The sequence below is a fragment of the Leifsonia sp. L25 genome (assembly GCF_050632895.1).
This window is the reverse complement of record NZ_JBODRZ010000003.1, coordinates 431,647-451,660: the sequence shown is the minus strand read 5'-3', so window position 1 is coordinate 451,660 and position 20,014 is coordinate 431,647. Positions and strand designations below refer to the sequence as shown.

The following is a 20,014-nucleotide window of genomic DNA, read 5'->3' as shown; positions in this document are numbered from 1 at the left end:
GCCTCAGCCAGAGTGTGCGGCCGGGGGAGGGGTGCGGAAGATCAGCATCATCGTCGCCAGCGTCGCTGCGGCACCTGCTGCTTCGACCGGGTTCGGGTTCACCGTGCCGCCGAGGAACAGCACCATCGGCGTGACCCCGAGGGCCATGCCCATCATCGCGAACCGTCTGTGCGGGAAGCGTGCGAGAGCGGCGAACGCGATGGCGAGCAGCCCGGAGGTCAGCAGCGCGGTCAGGATGCGCATGCCGTACATCGCGGGAGCGCCGTTGAGCACCAGGGAGGGTGTGCCGACGATGGCGTAGAACACCGGCGAGTTCAGCGTCGCGGTGGTCGTGGACGCCGTCGTCGTGGTGTCGTGCGACGGCCACGGAGCACATCCCGCGGTCGCGGCCGGCAGGTGCGCGAAGCACAGCGGGAGCTGGTTGGTGTCCGCGATGTACTTCGGCACCGTGACGTCGGTGGTGCCGGGCACCCGTGTCGACGGGTTCCCGACGAACTCTCCGCGGACGACCGCGGCCGCGCGGATCACGTGGGCAGGCTCGTCCGGGCTCGCCATCAGCGGGGTCGCGACGCTCCACAGCGACATCAGGACGAAGAGGAGTGCCCAGGCCGACCAGAAGACCGGGATCCGGATGCGCCGCGGCGCGGACAGGGGCGAACGGCGCCCGGTCGTCGATGTCACTTTTCTCCTCGAGGTGTTTCTCGGCCTGCGGCCGCCGGCTGGGACGTCAGCCGGCCGCGGAGAGCGCGGGTTCCGGCTCGTGGTCCTCGCTCGCGGCGACGATCGCGTCGTGGTGCGCTGTCACGGCCCGGTAGAGCGCCCAGGCGGCGACGACGATCACGGCCGTGAAGAGCACGGTCAGCACGAGCCACTGCACGGGCGGTTCCCATTTCGGGTGGGTGAGCATCTGGATCCAGCTGTGGTACAGGTCGAGCCCGATGACGTAGCGCTTGAGCGCCCAGGCGAAGGCGAGCACCTGCGCGAAGCCCAGGAGTGCGAGGCCGGTGATCAGCAGTCTCCGGAAGTTGGGGACCACGGTGTCGGGGAAGCGGTCGTCCAGGGCGATGCCGGCGATGATCCCGAGCCCGACGAAGAGCGCGAGCGTGTAGCGGCCCTGCCAGACATATCCCCACTCGTGCACGAGGCCGGCCTGGGTGATCGGCGGGACCAGGAAGAACAGCACCACCCAGGCGATGAGGCCGAGGCGCAGCCGGCCGCGGGCGAGCACCACCGCTCCGACGACGAGGGCGCCGAGCAGGAGGGTCCAGATGACCACGACGGCCCCGGGCGGCGGTGTGTCGAGCCAGCCGAACTCGGCGATCCAGCCGGCGCCGTAGTCGAAGGTCTTGTCCAGGACAGTGAAGAACGCGATAGAGGGGGAGCTCCCGATCCCCAGCGCGTTGGCTGTCTGGGTGAGGCCCTTCGGGATGAGGAAGTACACCCCGACGAGTGCGACGGTCACGCCGATCAGTCCGACGGCCACCCAGGAGGCCGGGCGTCGGAAGACCGCGAAGAAGGTCTTCCAGTCGGCCATGAGGATGGCGGCGGCGGTGATGGCGAGCAGCCAGCCCAGGGAGATCGAGCGGGTGTTGACCAGGAAGAACACGCTGACGACCAGCATCGTCAGCCTCAGCCAGAGTGTGCGGCCGGGGAGGGGGTGCGGAAGATCAGCATCATGGTGGCGAGCGTCGCTGCGGCGCCTGCGGCTTCGACCGGGTTCGGGTTCACCGTGCCGCCGAGGAACAGCACCATCGGCGTGACCACCAGTGCCGTGCCCAGGAGAGCGAACCTCCTCCGCGGGAAGCGCGCGACGGCGGCGAACGCGATGGCGAGCAGCCCGGAGGTCAGCAGCGCGGTCACGATCCGCATCCCGTAGAGGGCCGGGGCGCCGTTCAGCACCAGGGAGGGCGTGCCGACGATGGCGTAGAACACCGGCGAGTTCAGTGTCGACGTCGTGGTCGACGGGATCTCCGTGGTGTCGTGCGACGGCCACGGCTCGCAGGCGGCGGTGACGTCCGACCGGAAGGCGTAGCACGCGGGCAGTTTGTGCGCATCGCCCACGTACTTCGGCACGGTGACGTCGGTTGAGCCGGGCACCCGTGTCGACGGGTTCCCGACGAACTCTCCGCGGACGACCGCGGCCGCGCGGATCGCATGAGCAGGCTCGTCCGGGCTCGCCATCAGCGGGGTCGCGACGCTCCACAGCGACATCAGGACGAAGAGGAGCGCCCAGGCCGACCAGAAGACCGGGATCCGGATACGGCGCAGTGCGGCCATTGGCGATCGACGCGCGGTCGTCGTAGTCACTCTTCTCCTCGGGGTGTCGGCGCGGCCGGCGTCGTTTCGCCTGTGCCGCCGCATGATTCTAGCTGGCCGCTCCGGAGAGCGGCTCACGGGTGGAAGCTGCCGCCTGTCCCGGTCGTGTACGTGATCGTGCCCTCGCTGAACTTCTGCGTGCAGGTCGAGGCCGTGCAGGACTGGGCCGCGACCGGCCAGCCGGCGGAGCCGTTGGCGCCGCCGAGAGCGAAGTAGTAGTCCCGTACTCCGCCGGAGACGGGGTATCCCGCTCCGCCGTTCGCCGCGAAGATCGAGCCTCCCACGAACACCTGACCGATCCCTCCGCCATTGCCGGTGATCGGGAGCGCTGCGGTGGTCGGGAGTCCGAGGGCGCCGGTCGCACCGCCCGCCGCTGCGTACGCGGTGTTCGCGGCGGCGAGGACCGGGTAGGTCCCCGTCGACGGCGAGCCGGCGATCGTCCCGTTCTGGAAGGTCTGCGAGCACGCCGTCCCCGTGCAGGAGAGCGCGCCCGTGGGCCACCCGGCCGTTCCGGTCGAGCCGCCGAGCGTGAAGTACACCTGGCGGGTGGCTCCGCTGACGGCGAAGGCGCCGAGAGTGCTGCTCCAGTAGATGGAGCCGTTGGCGTAGACCCTGGCCATGCCCCCGGGGTCGCCCTGTATCGGGATGTAGTCGCTGGCCACCGGCCCGAGGGCGCCGCCGGCGCCGCCCGCCGAGGCGTAGGCCGCGTCGATCTGCGGGGAGGCGAGTCTTCCGCCTGCCGCGGCGCTCCACGCGATCGATCCGTTCTGGAAGGCCTGTGTGCAGGAGGTCTTGGCGGCGTCGCAGACGGCGGCTCCCGCCGGCCAGCCGAGGGGACCGAGCGACCCCTTGAACGTGAAGTACGTGGAGAGGATTCCGCCGCTCACGACGTAGTCGCCGCCGGACGTCGCCGAATAGATCGAGCCGTTGGCGAACGCCTGAGCCGTGCCGCCGCCGTTGGCGTCGACCGCGCCGGTCGCGCTGATGGGGAGCCCGAGCGGGCCGGCGTCTCCGCCGGCGGCGAGATAGGCGGCCAGGACCCGTCCGGTGGTCGGAAACGCGTAACCCGCCGTCGGGTTGGCGTAGAGCCTGCCGCTCTGGAAGGTCTGGAGGCAGCCGTCTCCGGTGAGTCCGCACTGGATCTCACCTGTCGGCCAGCCGAGGATCCCCGCCGACCCGTTCACCTTGAAGTACGCGTCGCGCATCGCGTCGCGCACGAGGAAGGCGCCGGCCGCCGACGCGTAGACGGAACCCGCGGTGAACACCTGTCCCGAGCCGCCGCCGTTGCCCGCGATCGCGATCGTTCCGCTCATCGGCCAGCCGAGCGGTCCCGAAGCGCCGTTGCGCGCGAAGTAGTAGTTCAGGATCGGTCCGGCGCGCACGACTTGAGCGCCGGTGCTGTAGGTCCAGTAGATCGATCCGCCCTGGAACGCCTGCCCGAGGCCGCCACCGTTGTCGGGGATGCTGAGCACGCCGCTGATCGGCTGTCCGAGCGGTCCCGACGCGCCTCCCGACGCGGTGTAGGCGGCCTGGATGGCCGTCGTACCCGTCGACACCGAGCTCGAGCCGAACCAGGTGTTGAAGTAGGCCCAGAAGTTCCGGTTGCCGTACGCGGAGCAGCTGTCGCCGACGCCCCACAGGTTGGCGAGCGCCGCGGCGTTCGGCTGGTAGGGGGTGTAGTTGTAGAGGTTCGCGGTCGCCTGGTTCTGGATGTTGACGTTGCTCGACCCGCAGCCGGCGTTCGGGTTGTACTGCACCGGCCGGACACCCGGATAGAAGTTCCAGGAGTACGGGTCCCTGGTGTAGGTGCGGAACTGCCAGGCCGCCTTGTAGACCTGGTTGTAGAAGCCGTAGTACGACGTGTCGCACCCGGAGGTGTCGGGGCACGCGTACCCCGTCGCCACCTGGTACATCCGGGTGTACGGAGCGAGCGAGGTGACGAGCCCCTGCTCCTTCTGCACCAGCACCAGGAGGACCTGCGGGTTGATCTGGCAGGCCTGGGCGACTTTCCAGATCACCGTGCTCGCGAGTTCGCCTGGCGCCCCCGTGTAGGCGGTGCAGCGGTTCGGGCCGGTGTCGGGGCGGGAGTAGGTGTCGACCCGGTAGTCCTTGAGGCACGGCTGACCATTGGACGCGGTACAGCCCGCCTCGACCTGGGTCAGGAAGGTCTGGATGGCGGGCTGCGGCATCGCGGTGTAGTCGAAGAAGACCTGGTCGCTGATGATGTTGCCGGGATCGAACTGGGATCCGGAGAGCGCGGACGCGGGGGCGGCGACGCCGACGCCGACGACCTGGAGGAGCGGGCCGAGGAGCACGGCTCCCGCGATCGCGGCGAGACCGCGGACCCAGCGCTTCCGACTCACGCCCGCCTCCTCGTCACTGCGCGACGCGCGTGGCCGCGGGGAAATGTGTGTATTTTACGAGGATAGCCCGCCTCGCCCGGAAGACCAGGCCGACGGCTGTCCCCCGTTCGAGGTTCGAGCGCCGCTCCCGCGACGTCAGCCGCGGATCGACGTCAGCCGCGGATCGGCGTCAGTCGTGGATCTCTGCGGCGATGTGCTTCGCGATCTCGAGCGAGCTCGTCGCCGCGGGAGACGGGGCGTTGAGCACGTGCACCTGGCGGGGTGCGCGCTGGATGATGAAGTCGTCCGCGAGCGAGCCGTCCCGCAGGATCGCCTGAGCGCGGACGCCGGAGCCCGCGCGCACGATGTCGGCCGTCGACACCTCGGGGACCAGCCGCGCCAGCGAGGACGCGAAGAGACGCTGCGAGAACGACCGCATGATCTCCTTGGCCCCGGTGACGACGTTGCGGGAGGCGAGCCGCAGGAAGCCGGGGTAGGCGATGGTCGAGGCGGTGTCCGCGACGTTGATGTCCGTCCACCGGTAGCCCTCGCGGGCGAGCGCCATGACGGCGTTCGGGCCGGCGTGGACGCTCCCGTCGATCATGCGGGTGAGGTGCACGCCGAGGAAGGGGAGGTCCGGGTCGGGGACCGGGTAGATCAGGCCCTTGACCAGGTCGCGGCGGCTCTCGACCAGTTCGTAGTACTCGCCGCGGAACGGGACGATCCTCGCCTCCGGCTCGAGGCCGGCCATCCGGGCCACCCTGTCGCTCTGGAGCCCGGCGCAGTTGATCAGCCAACCGCCGCGGACTTCGCCCTGCGAGTGGGTGACCACGACCTCGTCCGCAGTGGCGGCGATCGCGACGACCTCCGTGCCGAGGCGCAGGTCGGCGCCGTTCCCGATGGCGAGTTCGGCGAGCTTCCTGCTCACGGCGGCGTAGTCGATGATCCCGGTGGTCTCGACGCGGAGCGCACCGACCGTGTTGACATGCGGTTCGTACTCGCGCGCCTCCTCCGGGCCGAGGAGACGGGACGGAGCGCCGTTGGCGGTGGCGCGTTCGAAGAGCGTCTGCAGGCGGGGAGCTCCTTCTCCTCCGTCGCGACGATGAGCTTGCCGCACACGTCGTGGGAGATGCCGTACTCGCGTGCGAACTCGACCATCGACCGGTTGCCGGCCGTGCACATGGTCGCCTTGAGCGATCCGGGCTTGTAGTACGGACCGGCGTGGATCACCCCGGAGTTGTGCCCGGTCTGGTGGGCGGCCCAGGTGGTCTCCTTCTCGAGGAGGGTCACCCCGCGGCGGGCGCGCGAGAGCCGTTCCGCCACCGCGAGTCCGACGATCCCGCCGCCGATGATGATCACGTCCTGCTCAGCCACGGAGTCCTCTCGTCGATCTGCCCGGAGCGTGGTCGATCCTACCCGCTTCCCAGCGTGCCCCCGTCGAATCCGGTAGCATAGTGGCCGTTGTGCGCTCACCCCCGCGCCGACGGAACAGGAAAGGTTCACACCCCTTTGTCGAAGACAATCGCACTCGGCCAGCCCACTGTCGGTGACGAGGAGCTCGAGGCGATCGCGAAGGTGTTCGCCTCGAACTGGCTCTCGGGAGCCGGCCCCACCTGCGCCGCATTCGAGGAGCGTTTCGCCGCGTCCGCGGGCGTCGCCCACGCGCTCGCGACGAACAACTGCGGTGCGGCATTGCACCTCGGCCTCGAGGTCCTGGGCGCAGGCCCGGGCGATGAGGTGATCGTCGGCGACTACACCTTCCCCGCCACGGGCCACGCCGTCGCCTGGACGGGCGCCAAGCCCGTCTTCGCCGACATCCGCCCCGACATCTGGAGCGCCGATCCTGCGGCCGTCGAAGCCGCGATCACCCCGCGCACCGTCGGCATCCTGGCGGTCGACGTCTTCGGTCAGCCGGCGGACTACGACGAGCTGCGCGCCATCGCCGACAAGCACGGCCTGTGGCTGATGGAGGACGCGGCCTGCTCCGCCGGAGCGAGCTACAAGGGCCGCCCGGCCGGCAGCCTGGCCGACGTCGCGACCTTCAGCTTCCACGGACGCAAGGGCATCACCGCCGGCGAAGGCGGAGCGCTCACGACCGATCGCGCCGACCTGGCCGACCACGCCAGGAAGCTCCACACGTACGGCATCGCCCCCGCGCTGACCCGCGAGAACAGCACCGACCTCCCCGTGCCCTCGTTCGACGAGCTCGGCTACAACTACCGCCTGTCCGACGTCGCCGCCGGGATCATGCTCGCGCAGCTCGACCGGCTCGAGGGCCTCGTCGCCGCCCGCGGCCGGATCGCCGACCGCTACGCCGAGCGGCTCGCGGACATCGAGGGCGTGACCGCCCCGGTCGCCCTCGACGACCGCGTGCACCCCTGGCAGTCGTATGTCGTCACGCTCGACGCCGACGTCGACCGCGGGGCCGTCGCCGCGCACCTCAAGGCGAACGGCGTACAGTGCAACTTCGGCACGTACGCGTCGCACGTGCAGCCGATCTACGGATTCGAGGGCACCCTGCCCGTGTCGGCCGACCTGTTCCGCCGACACCTCGCGATCCCCATGCACGCCAACCTCGGTGTCGACGACGTCGACATCGTCGCCGACACCCTGCGCGACGCCGTCGCCGCCGCGCGCTGAACCGACCAGAGAAGAGAGAGCGAACACTCGTGACCGAAACCGTCTTCATCACCGGAGGTGCGGGCTTCATCGGCCTGCACGTCGTCGACCAGCTCCTCGAGCAGGGCTACAACGTCCGGATCTTCGACAACATGTTCCGCGGCGACCGCGACGCGGTGAACAAGCTCGTCGCCGGCGGCCGCGTGGAGCTGATCGATCAGGACGTCCGGTACGGCGGCGCCGTCCACGCGGCGATGAAGGGATGCGACTACGTCATCCACCTCGCGGCCGTGTCGATCAACAAGAGCAACGCCGACCCGTACGAGTCGATGGACATCAACACCATCGGCGCGCACAACGTCTTCGCCGCCGCGGCCGACCACGGCGTCAAGCGCGTCGTGTTCGCCTCGAGCGCGTCGGTCTACGGCGACCCCGAGAAGCTGCCGATGCACGAGGACGACAAGCTCAGCCCGCTGACGCCGTACTGCATCTCCAAGCGGACCGGCGAGGATCTCCTGGGCTACTACGAGCGCCGCGCCGGTCTCTCCTGGATCGCCCTGCGCTTCTTCAACGTCTACGGCGAGGGCCAGAAGACCACCGCCTACTACACGTCGGTCATCAACCACTTCGTGAACCGTCTGAAGAACGGCGAGGCGCCGGTCATCGACGGCGAGGGCAAGCAGTCGATGGACTTCATCCACGTCAAGGACATCGCGCGCGCCGTCGTGCTCGCCCTGACGTCGGAGCAGTCGAACATGGCGATCAACGTGGGCACGGGCATCGACACCACGGTCGCCGAGCTCGCCCGCATCCTCATCGACGCCGTCGGCGTGGATGTCGAGCCGCAGTTCAACCCGCGCCCGGTCCTGGTGTCGCGTCGCGCCGCCGACACGACGCGCGCCACCGAGGTCCTCGGCTTCGAGCCGACGATCGAGGTCCGCGAGGGCATGACCCGGCTCATCCAGAACTCCTGACAGTGACCTCATCGGGACTGCCGGAGAACCCCTACAACCCGCACGCGTGGATCGTCGGGGAGCCCGTCGTCGGTGACGGCACCTGGATCGGTGCCTTCACCGTGATCGACGGCTCCGGCGGTCTCACGATCGGGGCAGGCTGCGACATCGCGTCGGGCGTGCACATCTACACGCACTCCAGCGCGCTGAGGTGCGTCTCCGGCCGGGAGTATCCGACGGTCGACCGCGCGCCCGTGACGATCGGCGATCGCGTCTTCATCGGCGCGAACGCGGTGATCAACATGGGCGTGACCATCGGGGACGGCGCGATCGTCGGTGCGGGCGCGGTGGTCAACGCCGACGTCCCGCCGCTGACGGTTGTGGGAGGCGTGCCCGCCCGAGTGCTGGGCACCGTCGACCTGACCGTCCCGTCGGCGCCGAGGGTCGTCGGCGCGCGCAGGGAGGAGACCCGATGAGGATCGCCGTCGTCAACAACTTCTTCCCGCCGCGACCCGGCGGCAGCTCGCATCTCGCCGATCACCTCGCGAAGAAGTACGCGGCCGCCGGTCACGAGGTCCTCGTGCTCACGGCCGGCTACAAGGGCGCCCCCGCACGCGAGGAGCGGGACGGCCTCACCATCGTCCGGATCCCCGCGTGGACCCTTCCCAAGACGCGCCTGGCCGCGAACTTCGACATCGCGTTCACGATGTCGCCCCGGACGAAGCGCGAGGTCTTCGCGTTGCTCGACGGCTTCGAGCCCGATGTCATCCACCAGCACGGACAGTTCTTCGACTTGACGTGGATGACCGGCTGGTGGGCGCGCTCCCGGAAAGTCCCGACGCTGCTCAGCATCCACACCCGGCTCTACAGCCCGAATGCGCTGAACAACTTCATCTACCGGGTCGCGGACGCGGTCATGGTCAAGCCGCTCATGCGTGTCCATCGTCCTCGCCTCGTCGTGATGGACGTCCTGATGGACCGATACATCGACCAGCGGTACCGGCGCGCGTTCCGGGGCAAGGCGTACATCCCGGTGGGGATCGATCCGGCGGTGCTGCGCGGCGGCGACGCGCAGCGCGCACGGGTGGAGCACGACCTCGGCGACAACCACGTCCTGCTGTCCCTCGGCCATGTCATTCCCCAGCGGAGCCGCGTGGCCCTGGTCAAGGCGCTTCCCGCCGTCCTGGAGCGGTTCCCGAACCTGATCGTCGTCGTGATCGGCGGCGTCTACCACGACGAGTTCCTGAAACTGGCCAAGACCCTCGGCGTCGATCACGCCATCCGCGCCATCGGGGCCCGGCCGCAGAAGGAGATCCCGGATTATCTGGCGGCCGCCGACCTCGAGGTCCACGAGCTGGACGGCCAGGGCTTCGGCACCGCGAGTCTGGAGAGCCTCGCCGTCGGCATCCCCGTCGTCGCGGCCATCCGGCCGGACAACTTCATCGAGGTGGTCCTCGAGGACGAGAAGCACCTCTACCTCTCGGGTTTCGTCTCGGAGACCGACGAGCGCGCCGATCCGGACAGTCTCGCCGCGAAGTTGATCGAGGTCCTGGAGGACCCGGCCGCCGCGCGCGAGCGCGTGTCTGCGAACGCGAAGGCAGTGGTGGAGGAGCACTTCACGATCGACAAGGTGGCGGAGAACCACCTCGCCACGCTGAGCGAACTCGCCGCCGCCCGGGGGACCGTCTCCCGCTGACGCCGCCAGGCCTACGAGAAAGGGCGCCCCGTCACGGACGGGGCGCCCTTTCTCGTCGGCGGCGTGGTTCCGCGGCTGCTCAGCGGCGCGCGGTCGCCTTCAGCTGCTCGACGACACGGTGCGAGGGGACGATGGAGCGACGCTCCGCGTCCGCGTCCACCGTGCCGGCTATGAGGCCGGTGAAGTGGGCGAGCTGTGCGGCGAGCGGTTCGACCGAGGTCACGAGCTCGGGGATCTCGATCACCGTCTGCTGCCGGTAGCCCCGGCCGTCGTCGTCCGCGGCCTGGTCGGAGACGTGACGGTACACCGTGACGTCGCGGCGGAGCAGGTCCACCTCGATGAGCCGGTCCAGGTCGTGGATGCTGAGCGTGCGGATCTTGCGCTGGCCGATCCGGCTCGCGGAGACGTGCGCGATGCCGCCCGATTCGAACCCGAGCACGGCCTCGGCCACGTCCTCCGCGCCGGGCACGGAGGCCGGGTGGAACTGCTCCACCGCGCCGCTGACCCGGACGGGCTCGCCGAGGAGCCGGATCGAGAGGTCGACATCGTGGACCAGGAGGTCCCACGCCACGCCGGTCCGGATCCGCGGGACGTAGGGCGAGTGCCGCACGGCGGTGGCGAAGATCGGCTCGTTGACCAGCTTCTGAGCGGTGAGCACCGCGGGGTTGAAGCGCTCGAGCAGGCCGCACATCATGGGCACGCCGAGGGACTCCGACAGCCCGATGATCTCGAGTGTGCTGTCGAGGCCGTCGGCGACGGGCTTCTCGACCAGGAGCGGGACGCCGGCCTCGAGGACCTGGCGGGCGAGCTGGGGGTGCGCCTCCGTCGCGGCCGCGACGACGACGCCGTCGATGCCGGTGAGGTCGCCGATCTCGGGCCGCCACTGCGCGCCGAACCGCTCCGCGACCTCACGGCCGACGTGCTCGCGCGGATCGACCAGGGCGGCCAGTTCCGCGCCGCCCGAGGAGGAGATCACGCGGGCGTGCAGGGAGCCCATCGACCCGGCGCCGACGAGGAGGATGCGGGGGCCCGTCATCATGCCACCGCCTTCCGGATCGCGTCGACGATGGTGTCGAGGTCGGCCGGCGAGAGGGCCGGGTGGACGGGGATCGACAGCACCTCGCGCACGATGGTCTCGGCCACGGGGAACTCCCCGGCGATGACGTCGCCGCGATCGCGGTAGCAGTCGTAGTCGAAGACCAGCTTGGGGTAGTAGATGCCGGAGCCGACCCCCGCCTCGGTCAGCTTGGCGGAGAGCTCGTCCCGGGTGATCCCGCTCTCGGGCGTCACCCGGAGCGTGAACTGGTGCCAGACGTGGCGACGTCCGGGAAGCTGGGACGGCGTGAGGATGCCGGGGAGATCGGCCAGTCCCGCGCGCAGGCGCTCGGCGTTCGTCTGACGGGCGGCTACGACCCGGTCGTAACGGTCGAGCTGCGGGAGCCCGAGGGCCGCCTGCAAGTCGGTCATGCGGTAGTTGTGGCCGGCGACCTCGTACTGGTACCGGGCGCGCATGCCCTGGTTGCGGAGGACGCGGAGGCGGTCGGCGACGACATCGTCGTTCGTCGTGATGATGCCGCCCTCGCCGGTAGTGATGTTCTTCGTGGCGTAGAACGAGAACGTGCCGATGCCGGTCGCTCCCGCGAACGTGCCGTCCTGCTCGGAGCCGTGCGACTGGGCGGTGTCCTCGACGATCGCGAGGCCGCGCTCGGTGGCCAGCGTGGAGATCGCGGCCATGTCGGCGATCTGCCCGTAGAGGTGCACCGGCATGAGCACGCGGGTGCGGTCGCCGATCGCGGCGGCGAGCGTGTCGGCGGTGACGTTGTAGTCCGCTTCGGAGATGTCCGCGAAGCGCGCCGTGGCGCCGGCCTCGAGGATGGCGTTGAGCGTCGCCACGAACGTGAACGGGCTGGTGACGACCTCGTCGCCCGGCTCGAGGTCGAGGACCTGCAGCGCGGCGACCAGTGCCGTGGTCCCGTTGTTGACGGCCACGGCGTGCTTCACGCCGACCATGTCCGCGAAGCGGTCCTCGAACTCCTTGACCTTCGCGCCCTGCGCCACATTGCCGGATCGGATCACCTCGAGGACCGAGAGCTCTTCCTCTTTTCCGAATTCGACGACTGTGATCGGTATCATGGGCGTACGTGTCCTGACTCTACGTTCGAATGATGGTGTGTGCCGCACGGGCACCCAGTCGATCTTAGGACACCATGCCGTAGACTCGCGCGGCGTGCGTCAAGCCGGCCCACGACCCCCCGAAGATCGAGATTTATGAACTCCATTCACCCGACTGCTGTCATCGGCCGCGCTGTCCGTCTGGGCACCGGCAACGTCATCGGACCCTACGCCGTCATCGGCGGTGATGTCGAGATCGGCGACGGCAACTGGTTCGGGGCGGGAGTCAAGGTGGGCTGCCCGCCGGAGGTGCGCGGCTTCGCCCACGACGGCGCGTGGATCGACACGCCCACAGGAGCCGGGGTTACCATCGGCCACGGCGGCGTCTTCAGAGAAGAGGTGCAGGTGCATGGCGGCTGGCACGAGCGGACGACCCTCGGCGACGGGCTGTTCATCATGAACCGCGTCTACATCGCGCACGACGGTCGCATCGCCGACGGCGTGACGATCGCCTCGGGCGCCGCGCTCGGCGGTCACGCCACCGTCGGACGGAACGCCAACATCGGCCTCAACGCCAGCGTGCACCAGCGGCGCGTCATCGGGGCGTTCGCCATGGTCGGCATGGGCTCTGTGGTCACCAAGGACATCCCGCCGTTCGTCAAGGCTTTCGGGAACCCGTGCGCGGTGCGGGGCGTCAACGCCGTCGGGCTGGAGCGCGCGGGCCTCCCGGCGCCGGAGATCGAGCGTATGGTCGAACGGTTCGAGTCCACCGGCGGCACCGACGTGGTCGGGCTGCCGTCGCCGTTCGATCTCGATCTGGCTGCGTTCGGAGAGGCGGTGTCGCGATGAACGCGCTCAAGAAGGTGCTCCCCAAGATCTTCCTCGTGCTGCGGTACGTCCTCCTCGCGGCGGTCATCGCATTCGCGGTCTACTACCTCGTCAGCCAGTGGTCGGCGGTGTCGGCGACGATCGCGAAGATCCCCGCGGCGTCGCTGGTGCTCTCGCTGGTGCTCGTGATCGTGGGACTCCTCGCCGGCACGATGAGCTGGGTCGCCGTGCTGAACGGCCTCGGGCCCAAGGTCCCGGTCGTCCGCGGCTCCCAGGTGATGCTGGTCGGACAGCTCGGCAAGTACGTCCCCGGTTCCGTGTGGTCGTACGTGCTGCAGATGGAGCTGGGGCGCCAGTACGGCATCCTCCGGCCGCGCGTGCTCGTGGCCTCCCTGTACGCCGCGGGAATCGGCGTCGTCTCGTCGCTCGTGCTCGGCGCCTTCGCGCTGCCGTTCGTCTCCGAGAACCATCCCGCGCTGCTCTGGCTGTTCCTGCTGCTGCCGCTCGGGCTCGTCTGCCTGCACCCGCGCGTCATGACGTGGCTGGCGTCGCTGGTGCTCAAGATCTTCCGCCGTCCGCCCCTCGACCACGAGGTGGCCTTCCGCACGGTGCTCAAGGCCGTCGGCTGGTCGCTCCTGGCCTACTTCTGCTACGGCCTTCACCTCTGGCTGCTCGTCAACGCCCTCGTCAACCCGGACTTCCTGACGCTCGTCCTGCTCACCGGTGCGATGGCCCTCGGCTTCACGCTCAGTCTCTTCGCGTTCATCTTCCCGTCGGGCGTCGGCGTCCGCGAGGCCGTGCTGGTCGGCGCGATGGGCCTGCTCCTCACGATCCCGCAGGCCAGCGCGCTCAGCCTGGTCTCCCGCGCGATGTTCACCGCAGCGGACGTCCTCGCCGCGGGCGCGGCGGCGCTCGTGGCGGTCCTCCTCCGCCGCCGGATCGCGCAGGAGGCGGCCGTCAACCACTCGGACGACGACTACCACCACCTGCCAGAGGGCTCCACTCTCCTCGACGGAGTCGGCGAGACCCGATGAGCGCAGGCGCGCTCGGCGTCGGCGTCGCTCTCTGCACGTACGACGGGGAACGCTTCGCGGCCGAGCAGGTGCGCAGCATCCTCGGCCAGTCCAGGCCGCCGCAGGTCATCGTCCTGGGCGATGACGGCTCCCGGGACCGGACGGTCGAGATCGTCCGCGAGACGGTGGGGGAGTCCGTCCCGCTCACCGTGCTCCCCGAGGGCGAGCGGCTCGGCGTCACGCGGAACTTCGAGCGGACGGTCGCGGCGGTCGACGCGCCGCTGGTCGCCCTGTCCGACCAGGACGACGTGTGGCGGCCGGACCGCCTTCAGCGACTGGCGGCGCTGTTCGACGACGACCGGCTGCTCCTGGTCCACACCGACGCCAGACTGGTCGACTCGGAGGGGCTCCGCTCGGTCGGTCGCTGTTCGAGGACCTCGAGGTGTCGGCCCGCGAGCTGGAGCTCGAACGCTCGGGCCGGGCGTTCGACCTCTTCCTCCGGCGGAACCTGGCGACGGGCGCGACGGTGGTCTTCCGGCGCTCGCTGCTGGACGCAGCGTTGCCGTTCCCCGGCGAGTGGGTGCACGACGAATGGCTCGCCGTGCTCGCCGCCGCGCTCGGCGGCGTCGCCGTCGTGACGGACCAGACGGTCGACTACCGGCTGCACGGCGCCAATCAGATCGGCGTCTCGGCGCCGACCCTGCGATACAAGGTCGGACGGGTGCTGGAGCGGCGGGGTGAGCGCAACCGCATCCTGGCCCGCCGGTTCGCCGTGCTGGCCGAGCGCCTCGACACCCTGCCGGTCGCCGAGTCCGTGCGGCGCGCGGCGCACGCGAAGGCGCAGTTCGAGGCGCGGCGCGCGGCCATGCCGGAGTCACGGGTCCGTCGCGTGTTCCCGGTGCTCCGGCTGGCGGCCACGAAGGCATACGGCCGGTTCGCCAGTCGTGGTGTCGCCGACATCGGTCGCGACCTGGTCCAGCCGGCATAACGGACTGGATCGTGGGCGATTCACGCTCGGCCCCGGGCGGCTGCGGTGTGGATTCTGCGGCCGACGCTCCAGCACGGCATAATCCGTCTGTGCCCTCACCTTCGTCCACGATCTCCCGCGCCCCGTCCGAGTCGGGCCGGTCCGACGCCGCAGCGCCCACCGCAGCGGGCCTCAGCGCACGACCGCGGACCGCGCTGGTGTTCTGGACCGGTTTCCTCCTCTTCGCCGCGCTGTGCGTGAGCTGGGCGCTCGCATCGCCGATCTTCTCCGTCCCCGACGAGAATGCGCATGCGGTCAAGGCGATCGCGCAGGTGCGCGGGGAGCTGGTCGGCCATCCCGAACCCGGCGTCCGGCAGCTTGTCGTCGACGTGCCGCCGAGCTATGCGGTCAGCCAGCAGCTCCTGTGCTTCGCGTTCCATTCGGAGACGACGGCGAACTGTGGATTCGAGCTCGGTGACAAGGGCGGGACAGCCTGGTCGGCGACCTGGGTGAGCACCTACAACCCGATCTACTACTTCGTCGTCGGCTGGCCCAGCCTGGTCTTCGGCGGGTCGACCGGCATCTACGCCATGCGGGTGGTGAGCGCGCTCTTCGGTGCGCTGTTCTTCGCGTGGGCGCTCCAGGCCGCGGTCGCCTCGCGGCGGGCGCGCTGGATGCCTGTGGCGGTGTCGTTCGCCGCGCTCCCGATGGTCGTCTACCTCAACGGGGCCATCAACCCGAACGGGGTCGAGATCCTCGCCGGACTCGCGTTGACGGTCTCGCTCCTGCGGCTCCTGGAGTCGTTCGGCGCACCGCAGGACGAACCTCCCCTGCTGCGCCGCGGGATGCTGTGGACGATCGTCACGGCGTCCGCGATCATGCTTGCGAACGCCCGCGCCCTCGGGCCGCTCTGGGTCCTCCTCCTCGTCGCCCTCTGTCTCGTGGCGACCGGGATCCGGCCGTTCGCCGCCGCCTTCCGCCAACGGTCGTCGTACCCCTGGCTCGCGGTCATCCTCGTCGGCGGTGTGTTCTCGATCGGCTGGACGCTCGTCGGCGGAAGCCTCTCGGGCCAGGCCGAGAAAGCGGACGCCCCGCTGGTCGACGCGAGCTTCCTGCAGGGAGCGGCGTACATGCTGCGCGGCACGCCGACCTTCGCCGTGCAGGCCCTCGGCTACTTCGGCTGGTTCGACGCACCGCTGCCGGGGTGGGCGCTCTGGTTCGCGGTCGCCGCCCTGGTCCTCCTCGTCGCGCTCGCCCTCCTGAGTGCGCGCCGTCGCGAGCTGGTCACCCTGGTCGTCGCCCTCGGCGCCGCGATGCTGGTACCCGTGCTCGTCCAGGCCTACAGCGTTCACCAGACCGGGATCATCTGGCAGGGGCGCTACGGTCTCTTCCTCGATCTCTCCGTCCTGGCGGTCGCCGGCTGGGCGCTGTCGCGGGGAGGTGGCGGGCGCATCGGCTTCCTCTCGGTCCGGGCCACATGGGCCATCGGAGCGCTGCTCTGGGTGTTCGGCTGCCTCGCCTTCGTGCTCACCCTGCGCCGCTATGTCGTCGGCAACGCCACCCCGATCACGCAGATGCTCCACCATCCGCACTGGCAGCCTCCGCTCGGCTGGATGGCGCTGGCGGCGCTCTTCATCGTGTTCTCGGCCGCGTTCTTCGTGTTCACCGGAATGCTCGCGCGGCGTGCAGCCCAGCCCGACGATCCGTCCGCCGAGCTGCACGCCGCGGCCCGGATCCCGGCATGACCGCTTCGGGCGGTCCGCGCGTCGCCGTCATCTACGACTGTCTCTTCCCGGTCAACACCGGTGGCGGGGAGCGGGTCTATCGCGCGCTCGCCGAGCGCTTCGTCGAGAGCGGCTGCCAGGTGGAGTATCTGACGCGGGCGCAGTGGCAGCCCGGCAGCGCTCCTCCCGCCGAGTTCGGGATCCGGGAGATCTGGCGCGGGGAGATCGCCGACGAGCGAGGCGACCGCCTCCCTCGGGCGGCGGTCGGGTTCGCCCTCGCGGTGTTCCGGTCGCTGCTGACGCGACGCCGCGACTACGATCTGGTGGTCGTCAGCGCTCTCCCGCCGCTCAACGTCATCGCCGCGCGGCTCGCCCTTCTCGGCTCCCGAGCCTGGCTGGTGGCGGACTGGTTGGAGGTCTGGCCGCTGCGCAAATGGCGCGAGTACTCCGGGGCGCTGGTCGGCTCCGTCGCGTGGCTCGTGCAGAGCGCGGCCCTCCGGATGAGCGACGAGGTGACCGTCAACAGCTCCTTCACGCTGCGGCGCGCCCAGGGGACGCGTGGAAGCCGACGGACCCGCGGCAGGCGCCGGCGGGGGCTCGTCCTGGGACTGGTCGATCTCGTGGGGGCGCCCGCCGTCGCCGCCGGTCCTGATCCCGATCCCGGGCTGATCCTCTTCGCCGGCCGCCACATCCCCGACAAGCGGCTGACCGCCCTTCCGGCGGCTCTGCGCGTGGTGCGCGGCGCGCACCCGGAGGCGCGGCTGGTCGTCGCCGGTTCCGGCCCGGAGACGGACGCGCTGCGTCGCGCGGCCCGGGACGCGGGGGTCGAGGTCCAGATCGTCGGCAGGGTGCCGGAGGCCGAGCTGGCCGGCCTCATGGCGAGCGCCGCCGTGCTGGTGAACCCGTCCCGGCGAGAGGGGTTCGGCCTCGTCGTCGCCGAGGCCGCGTCCTACGGCACGCCGAGCGTCGTCGTCGCCGGGGAGGACAACGCGAGCGCCGACCTCGTCGAGGACGGCGCAAACGGCTTCGTCGCCGCGTCGGCGTCCGCCGACGATCTCGGAGGCGCCCTCGTGCGGGCACTGGACGGAGGCAGTGCGCTGCGCGCCTCCACGAGAGAGTGGTTCGCGCGAGCGCGGCGCACCCGAGACTTGCGCGCCTCGGTCGGCGAGCTCCTCGAGCGTTACCGCGCCGCCCGCTGAGAGCCCGCCAGGACCGACTGGAAGACGTCGAAGGTGCGCTCCGCGGTGCGCTCCCACGAGAAGGTCCGCGCGTGCGCGGCGCCGAGCGCACCGAGCCTGTCGAGCCGGGTCCGGTCGTTGGCGACCGCGTCGATGGCGCGCGCCCACGCTCCGGCATCGTCCGGATCGACGTAGACCGCTGCCTCGCCACCCACCTCGTGCAGCACGGGGAGGTCGGAGCAGATGACGGCCCGGCCGCGCGACATGGCCTCCAGCACGGGCAGCCCGAAGCCCTCGAAACGCGTCGGGAACGCGATCGCCGCAGACCGCGCGAACGCCGCGTCGAGCTCGTCGGGACTGAGCCAGCCCAGCAGGTCGACGTCCGGCTGCAGGCCGAGGCGGGCGGCCAGGGCCGGCAGCGGATCGCCCTCCCCGCCGCCGGTGAAGGCGAGCCGCGGCCGGCGGCCGGGCGGGATCAGCGCGAGCGCGTGCAGGAGGATCTCGACGTTCTTGTGCGGCATCCGGTTGCCGATGCTGAGCACCATCGGGCGCCCGGGTGGCGGGAGCGTCTCCGGGGCCGCGGAGGGCTCGCCGGCGAGCGGGATCGGGACGATCCGGTCCGCGGGGATGCGCAGGGCGCCGGCGATCGCCTCCGCGGACGACCGGCTCACCGTGAGCACCCGGGCCGCGTTGCGCGCGGCGCGCCGGACCAGCCAGCGCAGCGGGGCGCCGTGACGTCCCGGCACCCACTCCGGGTGCACGAACGGCAGCACGTCGTGCACGGTGAGCACGACGGGAACGCTCGCACGCGCAGGCCCGACGTTCGCGGGGGAGTGGACGAGAGCGGCGCCCGTGCGGCGCACCCACGACGGGAGGGCTCGCAGCTCGCCCAGCGCCCAGGCGACACGGTCCTCGCCGCTCACTCCGGAGTCGATCACGTCGCCGGGGAACCAGTGGAGGCCCCTGTCGGCGGACTCCTTCGACGCCAGCCCGACGAACTCCACGCCCGGCGGTGGGGCGATCGCGCCGTACAGGCGTTCGACGTACGACTCCATCCCGCCCTTGCCTCCGGTGAGGAACAGGAGGTCGACGAGGACGCGCACGGTCACTGGACGGCACCGCGTTCGGCGGCGGCGCGGGCGGAGACGCGTCGTCGCCGCGCGAACTCGTACGTGCCGGCCTGCAGCAGCTCGCCCAGGAGCAGCACCGCGAAGATCCACACCAGATCGTCGGTGCCGACGACGGCGACCGCGGCCAGGAAGGTGACGATCGCGACGGCCGCGCGCAGCAGCGTCAGAAGCTTGGCCTCGCCCATCCGGCGCAGGCTGGCGAACGGGATGGTGGTCGCCAGCGACGCGGCGCGCCAGAGGCAGGCGACGAGCAGCGGGGCGGCTGTCGCGGCGGTCGTCCAGGTGCCGTGGAAGATGAAGCCGAACACCCCCAGCCACTCGCAGACCAGGATCACGACGATCGCGCCGGCGACGGCTGTCGCCGAGACGATGACGTCGAGCCTGGAGTGCTCCTTGAGCAGCCGGAGCCGCATGAAGTTGAGCGGGATGGCCAGCAGCCCGGAGACGGTCGAGATCGAGGTGAACAGCACGGCCTGGGCCGGACCGAGCAGGGCGAGGACCGTCGTGTTCAGCAGCGGGTACACGCCGCCCGTGATCGCCACGTCGGTGACCACCCAGCCCATGACGCGCGGTTCGGGGCGCGAGGCGGTGTGAGCGACGGGGAGGGCGCGCACGACGGTGGCGGCGAAGATGCCCGCGACGAGCGGGATGAGCGCCCAGTGCGCGCCGGCGAATCCGGCGAGCACACCGGTGAGCGCGCCGAGGCCGACCGCGACCGCCGCCCAGAACTCGCGCACGTCCAGCCGTTCGGCGACGGAGACCCCGCGGCCGACCTCCAGCGAGGAGACGAGGATGGGGAGCGCGATGCACAGGACGACCGCGTTGTCGAAGGCGACGGCGACCGCCAGGGCGGCCAGCAGGGAGAGGCCGGCGAGCCAGGCGGGGAAGGTCACCCGCCGCTCGGTGGAGGCCGAGCTCAACCGGGACTCGACGACCATCGCGAAGACGAGCTGACCGGCGAAGGTGGCGACGGTCGTCGCGACCGCGATGGCCCCCTGCTCGGCCAGCGGGAACACGCGCGACGCGATCGAGATCGTGGCGGCGGGGATGACGGCGAGCGACACTCCGCCCACGAGTGTGACGACCGACAGAGCGGCGCGGCGCAGGGCGAGCTCGGGAGGAGGGTCCGTGCTCAC

The 20,014-nt window shown here is 70.7% G+C and carries 16 protein-coding genes and 3 pseudogenes; 10 read left to right on the top strand and 9 right to left on the bottom strand.

What is annotated here, in order from left to right; all coding sequences use genetic code 11:
- Positions 1-3: 3 nt before the first annotated feature.
- From ACRAWC_RS06125 to lhgO, 5 genes and pseudogenes are all read right to left on the bottom strand, one after another.
- Positions 4-681 carry a DUF2142 domain-containing protein gene (locus ACRAWC_RS06125; protein ID WP_431346953.1) on the bottom strand — a complete coding sequence of 226 codons (678 nt, stop codon included), beginning with the start codon at positions 679-681 and terminating at the stop codon, positions 4-6.
- A gap of 46 nt (positions 682-727) precedes the next feature.
- Positions 728-1,621, bottom strand: a complete 894-nt coding sequence (locus ACRAWC_RS06120; protein ID WP_431346952.1) for a hypothetical protein — start codon at positions 1,619-1,621, stop codon at positions 728-730.
- 8 nt (positions 1,622-1,629) lie between these two features.
- On the bottom strand, positions 1,630-2,307 hold the full coding sequence (locus ACRAWC_RS06115; protein ID WP_431346951.1) for a DUF2142 domain-containing protein: 678 nt from the start codon (positions 2,305-2,307) through the stop codon (positions 1,630-1,632).
- 83 nt (positions 2,308-2,390) lie between these two features.
- A complete protein-coding gene (locus tag ACRAWC_RS06110) occupies positions 2,391-4,679 on the bottom strand; it encodes a hypothetical protein (protein ID WP_431346950.1) in 2,289 nt (762 codons plus the stop codon).
- 169 nt (positions 4,680-4,848) lie between these two features.
- Positions 4,849-5,981: pseudogene (gene lhgO / locus ACRAWC_RS06105) on the bottom strand (L-2-hydroxyglutarate oxidase).
- 186 nt (positions 5,982-6,167) lie between these two features.
- On the opposite strand from lhgO, the gene ACRAWC_RS06100 reads away from it, so the two are divergent.
- From ACRAWC_RS06100 to ACRAWC_RS06085, 4 genes and pseudogenes are all read left to right on the top strand, one after another.
- Positions 6,168-7,298: a DegT/DnrJ/EryC1/StrS family aminotransferase gene (locus ACRAWC_RS06100; protein WP_431346949.1), complete on the top strand. Its 1,131-nt coding sequence runs from the start codon at positions 6,168-6,170 to the stop codon at positions 7,296-7,298.
- 29 nt (positions 7,299-7,327) lie between these two features.
- Complete coding sequence (locus ACRAWC_RS06095) at positions 7,328-8,251, top strand: NAD-dependent epimerase/dehydratase family protein (RefSeq protein ID WP_431346948.1); 924 nt, start codon at positions 7,328-7,330, stop codon at positions 8,249-8,251.
- Positions 8,252-8,475: 224 nt separating this feature from the next.
- A pseudogene (locus tag ACRAWC_RS06090) lies at positions 8,476-8,634 on the top strand (DapH/DapD/GlmU-related protein); the annotation flags it as partial.
- A gap of 68 nt (positions 8,635-8,702) precedes the next feature.
- Positions 8,703-9,926 (top strand): glycosyltransferase family 4 protein, encoded by a 1,224-nt coding sequence (locus tag ACRAWC_RS06085; protein ID WP_431346947.1) that lies wholly within the window; start codon positions 8,703-8,705, stop codon positions 9,924-9,926.
- A gap of 79 nt (positions 9,927-10,005) precedes the next feature.
- Here ACRAWC_RS06085 and ACRAWC_RS06080 read toward each other — a convergent pair whose 3' ends face one another.
- Entirely contained in the window at positions 10,006-10,965 is a 960-nt protein-coding gene (locus ACRAWC_RS06080; RefSeq protein WP_431346946.1) for a Gfo/Idh/MocA family protein, read from the bottom strand.
- A complete protein-coding gene (locus ACRAWC_RS06075; RefSeq protein ID WP_431346945.1) occupies positions 10,962-12,059 on the bottom strand; it encodes a DegT/DnrJ/EryC1/StrS family aminotransferase in 1,098 nt (365 codons plus the stop codon). The genes ACRAWC_RS06080 and ACRAWC_RS06075 overlap by 4 nt, the downstream gene beginning before the upstream one ends.
- A 135-nt stretch (positions 12,060-12,194) precedes the next feature.
- Here ACRAWC_RS06075 and ACRAWC_RS06070 point away from each other — a divergent pair, with 135 nt between their 5' ends.
- The 6 genes and pseudogenes from ACRAWC_RS06070 (at position 12,195) to ACRAWC_RS06045 (ending at position 17,769) form a co-directional block, all read left to right on the top strand.
- Positions 12,195-12,887 (top strand): acyl-ACP--UDP-N- acetylglucosamine O-acyltransferase, encoded by a 693-nt coding sequence (locus tag ACRAWC_RS06070; protein WP_431346944.1) that lies wholly within the window; start codon positions 12,195-12,197, stop codon positions 12,885-12,887.
- Entirely contained in the window at positions 12,884-13,900 is a 1,017-nt protein-coding gene (locus ACRAWC_RS06065; protein ID WP_431346943.1) for a lysylphosphatidylglycerol synthase domain-containing protein, read from the top strand. Before ACRAWC_RS06070 ends, ACRAWC_RS06065 begins: the two co-directional genes overlap by 4 nt.
- Positions 13,897-14,202 (top strand): annotated as a pseudogene (locus ACRAWC_RS06060) (glycosyltransferase); the annotation flags it as partial. The gene ACRAWC_RS06065 and the pseudogene ACRAWC_RS06060, both read left to right, overlap by 4 nt.
- Before the next feature lie 119 nt (positions 14,203-14,321).
- On the top strand, positions 14,322-14,867 hold the full coding sequence (locus ACRAWC_RS06055; protein WP_431349495.1) for a hypothetical protein: 546 nt from the start codon (positions 14,322-14,324) through the stop codon (positions 14,865-14,867).
- 89 nt (positions 14,868-14,956) lie between these two features.
- Positions 14,957-16,591: a DUF2142 domain-containing protein gene (locus ACRAWC_RS06050; RefSeq protein WP_431346942.1), complete on the top strand. Its 1,635-nt coding sequence runs from the start codon at positions 14,957-14,959 to the stop codon at positions 16,589-16,591.
- Complete coding sequence (locus ACRAWC_RS06045; protein ID WP_431346941.1) at positions 16,588-17,769, top strand: glycosyltransferase family 4 protein; 1,182 nt, start codon at positions 16,588-16,590, stop codon at positions 17,767-17,769. Before ACRAWC_RS06050 ends, ACRAWC_RS06045 begins: the two co-directional genes overlap by 4 nt.
- On the opposite strand, the gene ACRAWC_RS06040 is transcribed toward ACRAWC_RS06045, so the two are convergent.
- Together ACRAWC_RS06040 and ACRAWC_RS06035 are read right to left on the bottom strand one after the other, a co-directional pair.
- On the bottom strand, positions 17,751-18,857 hold the full coding sequence (locus tag ACRAWC_RS06040; RefSeq protein WP_431346940.1) for a glycosyltransferase family 4 protein: 1,107 nt from the start codon (positions 18,855-18,857) through the stop codon (positions 17,751-17,753). The genes ACRAWC_RS06045 and ACRAWC_RS06040 overlap by 19 nt on opposite strands.
- Positions 18,854-20,014, bottom strand: a complete 1,161-nt coding sequence (locus ACRAWC_RS06035; protein WP_431346939.1) for a hypothetical protein — start codon at positions 20,012-20,014, stop codon at positions 18,854-18,856. Before ACRAWC_RS06035 ends, ACRAWC_RS06040 begins: the two co-directional genes overlap by 4 nt.

What these genes read in the sequence shown, in the direction of transcription:
- ACRAWC_RS06120 (WP_431346952.1), bottom strand. Translation starts at nt 1,621, where the DNA reads ATGCTGGTCGTCAGCGTGTTCTTCCTGGTCAACACCCGCTCGATCTCC.
- ACRAWC_RS06085 (WP_431346947.1), top strand. Translation starts at nt 8,703, where the DNA reads ATGAGGATCGCCGTCGTCAACAACTTCTTCCCGCCGCGACCCGGCGGC.
- ACRAWC_RS06080 (WP_431346946.1), bottom strand. Translation starts at nt 10,965, where the DNA reads ATGATGACGGGCCCCCGCATCCTCCTCGTCGGCGCCGGGTCGATGGGC.
- ACRAWC_RS06075 (WP_431346945.1), bottom strand. Translation starts at nt 12,059, where the DNA reads ATGATACCGATCACAGTCGTCGAATTCGGAAAAGAGGAAGAGCTCTCG.
- ACRAWC_RS06070 (WP_431346944.1), top strand. Translation starts at nt 12,195, where the DNA reads ATGAACTCCATTCACCCGACTGCTGTCATCGGCCGCGCTGTCCGTCTG.
- ACRAWC_RS06065 (WP_431346943.1), top strand. Translation starts at nt 12,884, where the DNA reads ATGAACGCGCTCAAGAAGGTGCTCCCCAAGATCTTCCTCGTGCTGCGG.
- ACRAWC_RS06045 (WP_431346941.1), top strand. Translation starts at nt 16,588, where the DNA reads ATGACCGCTTCGGGCGGTCCGCGCGTCGCCGTCATCTACGACTGTCTC.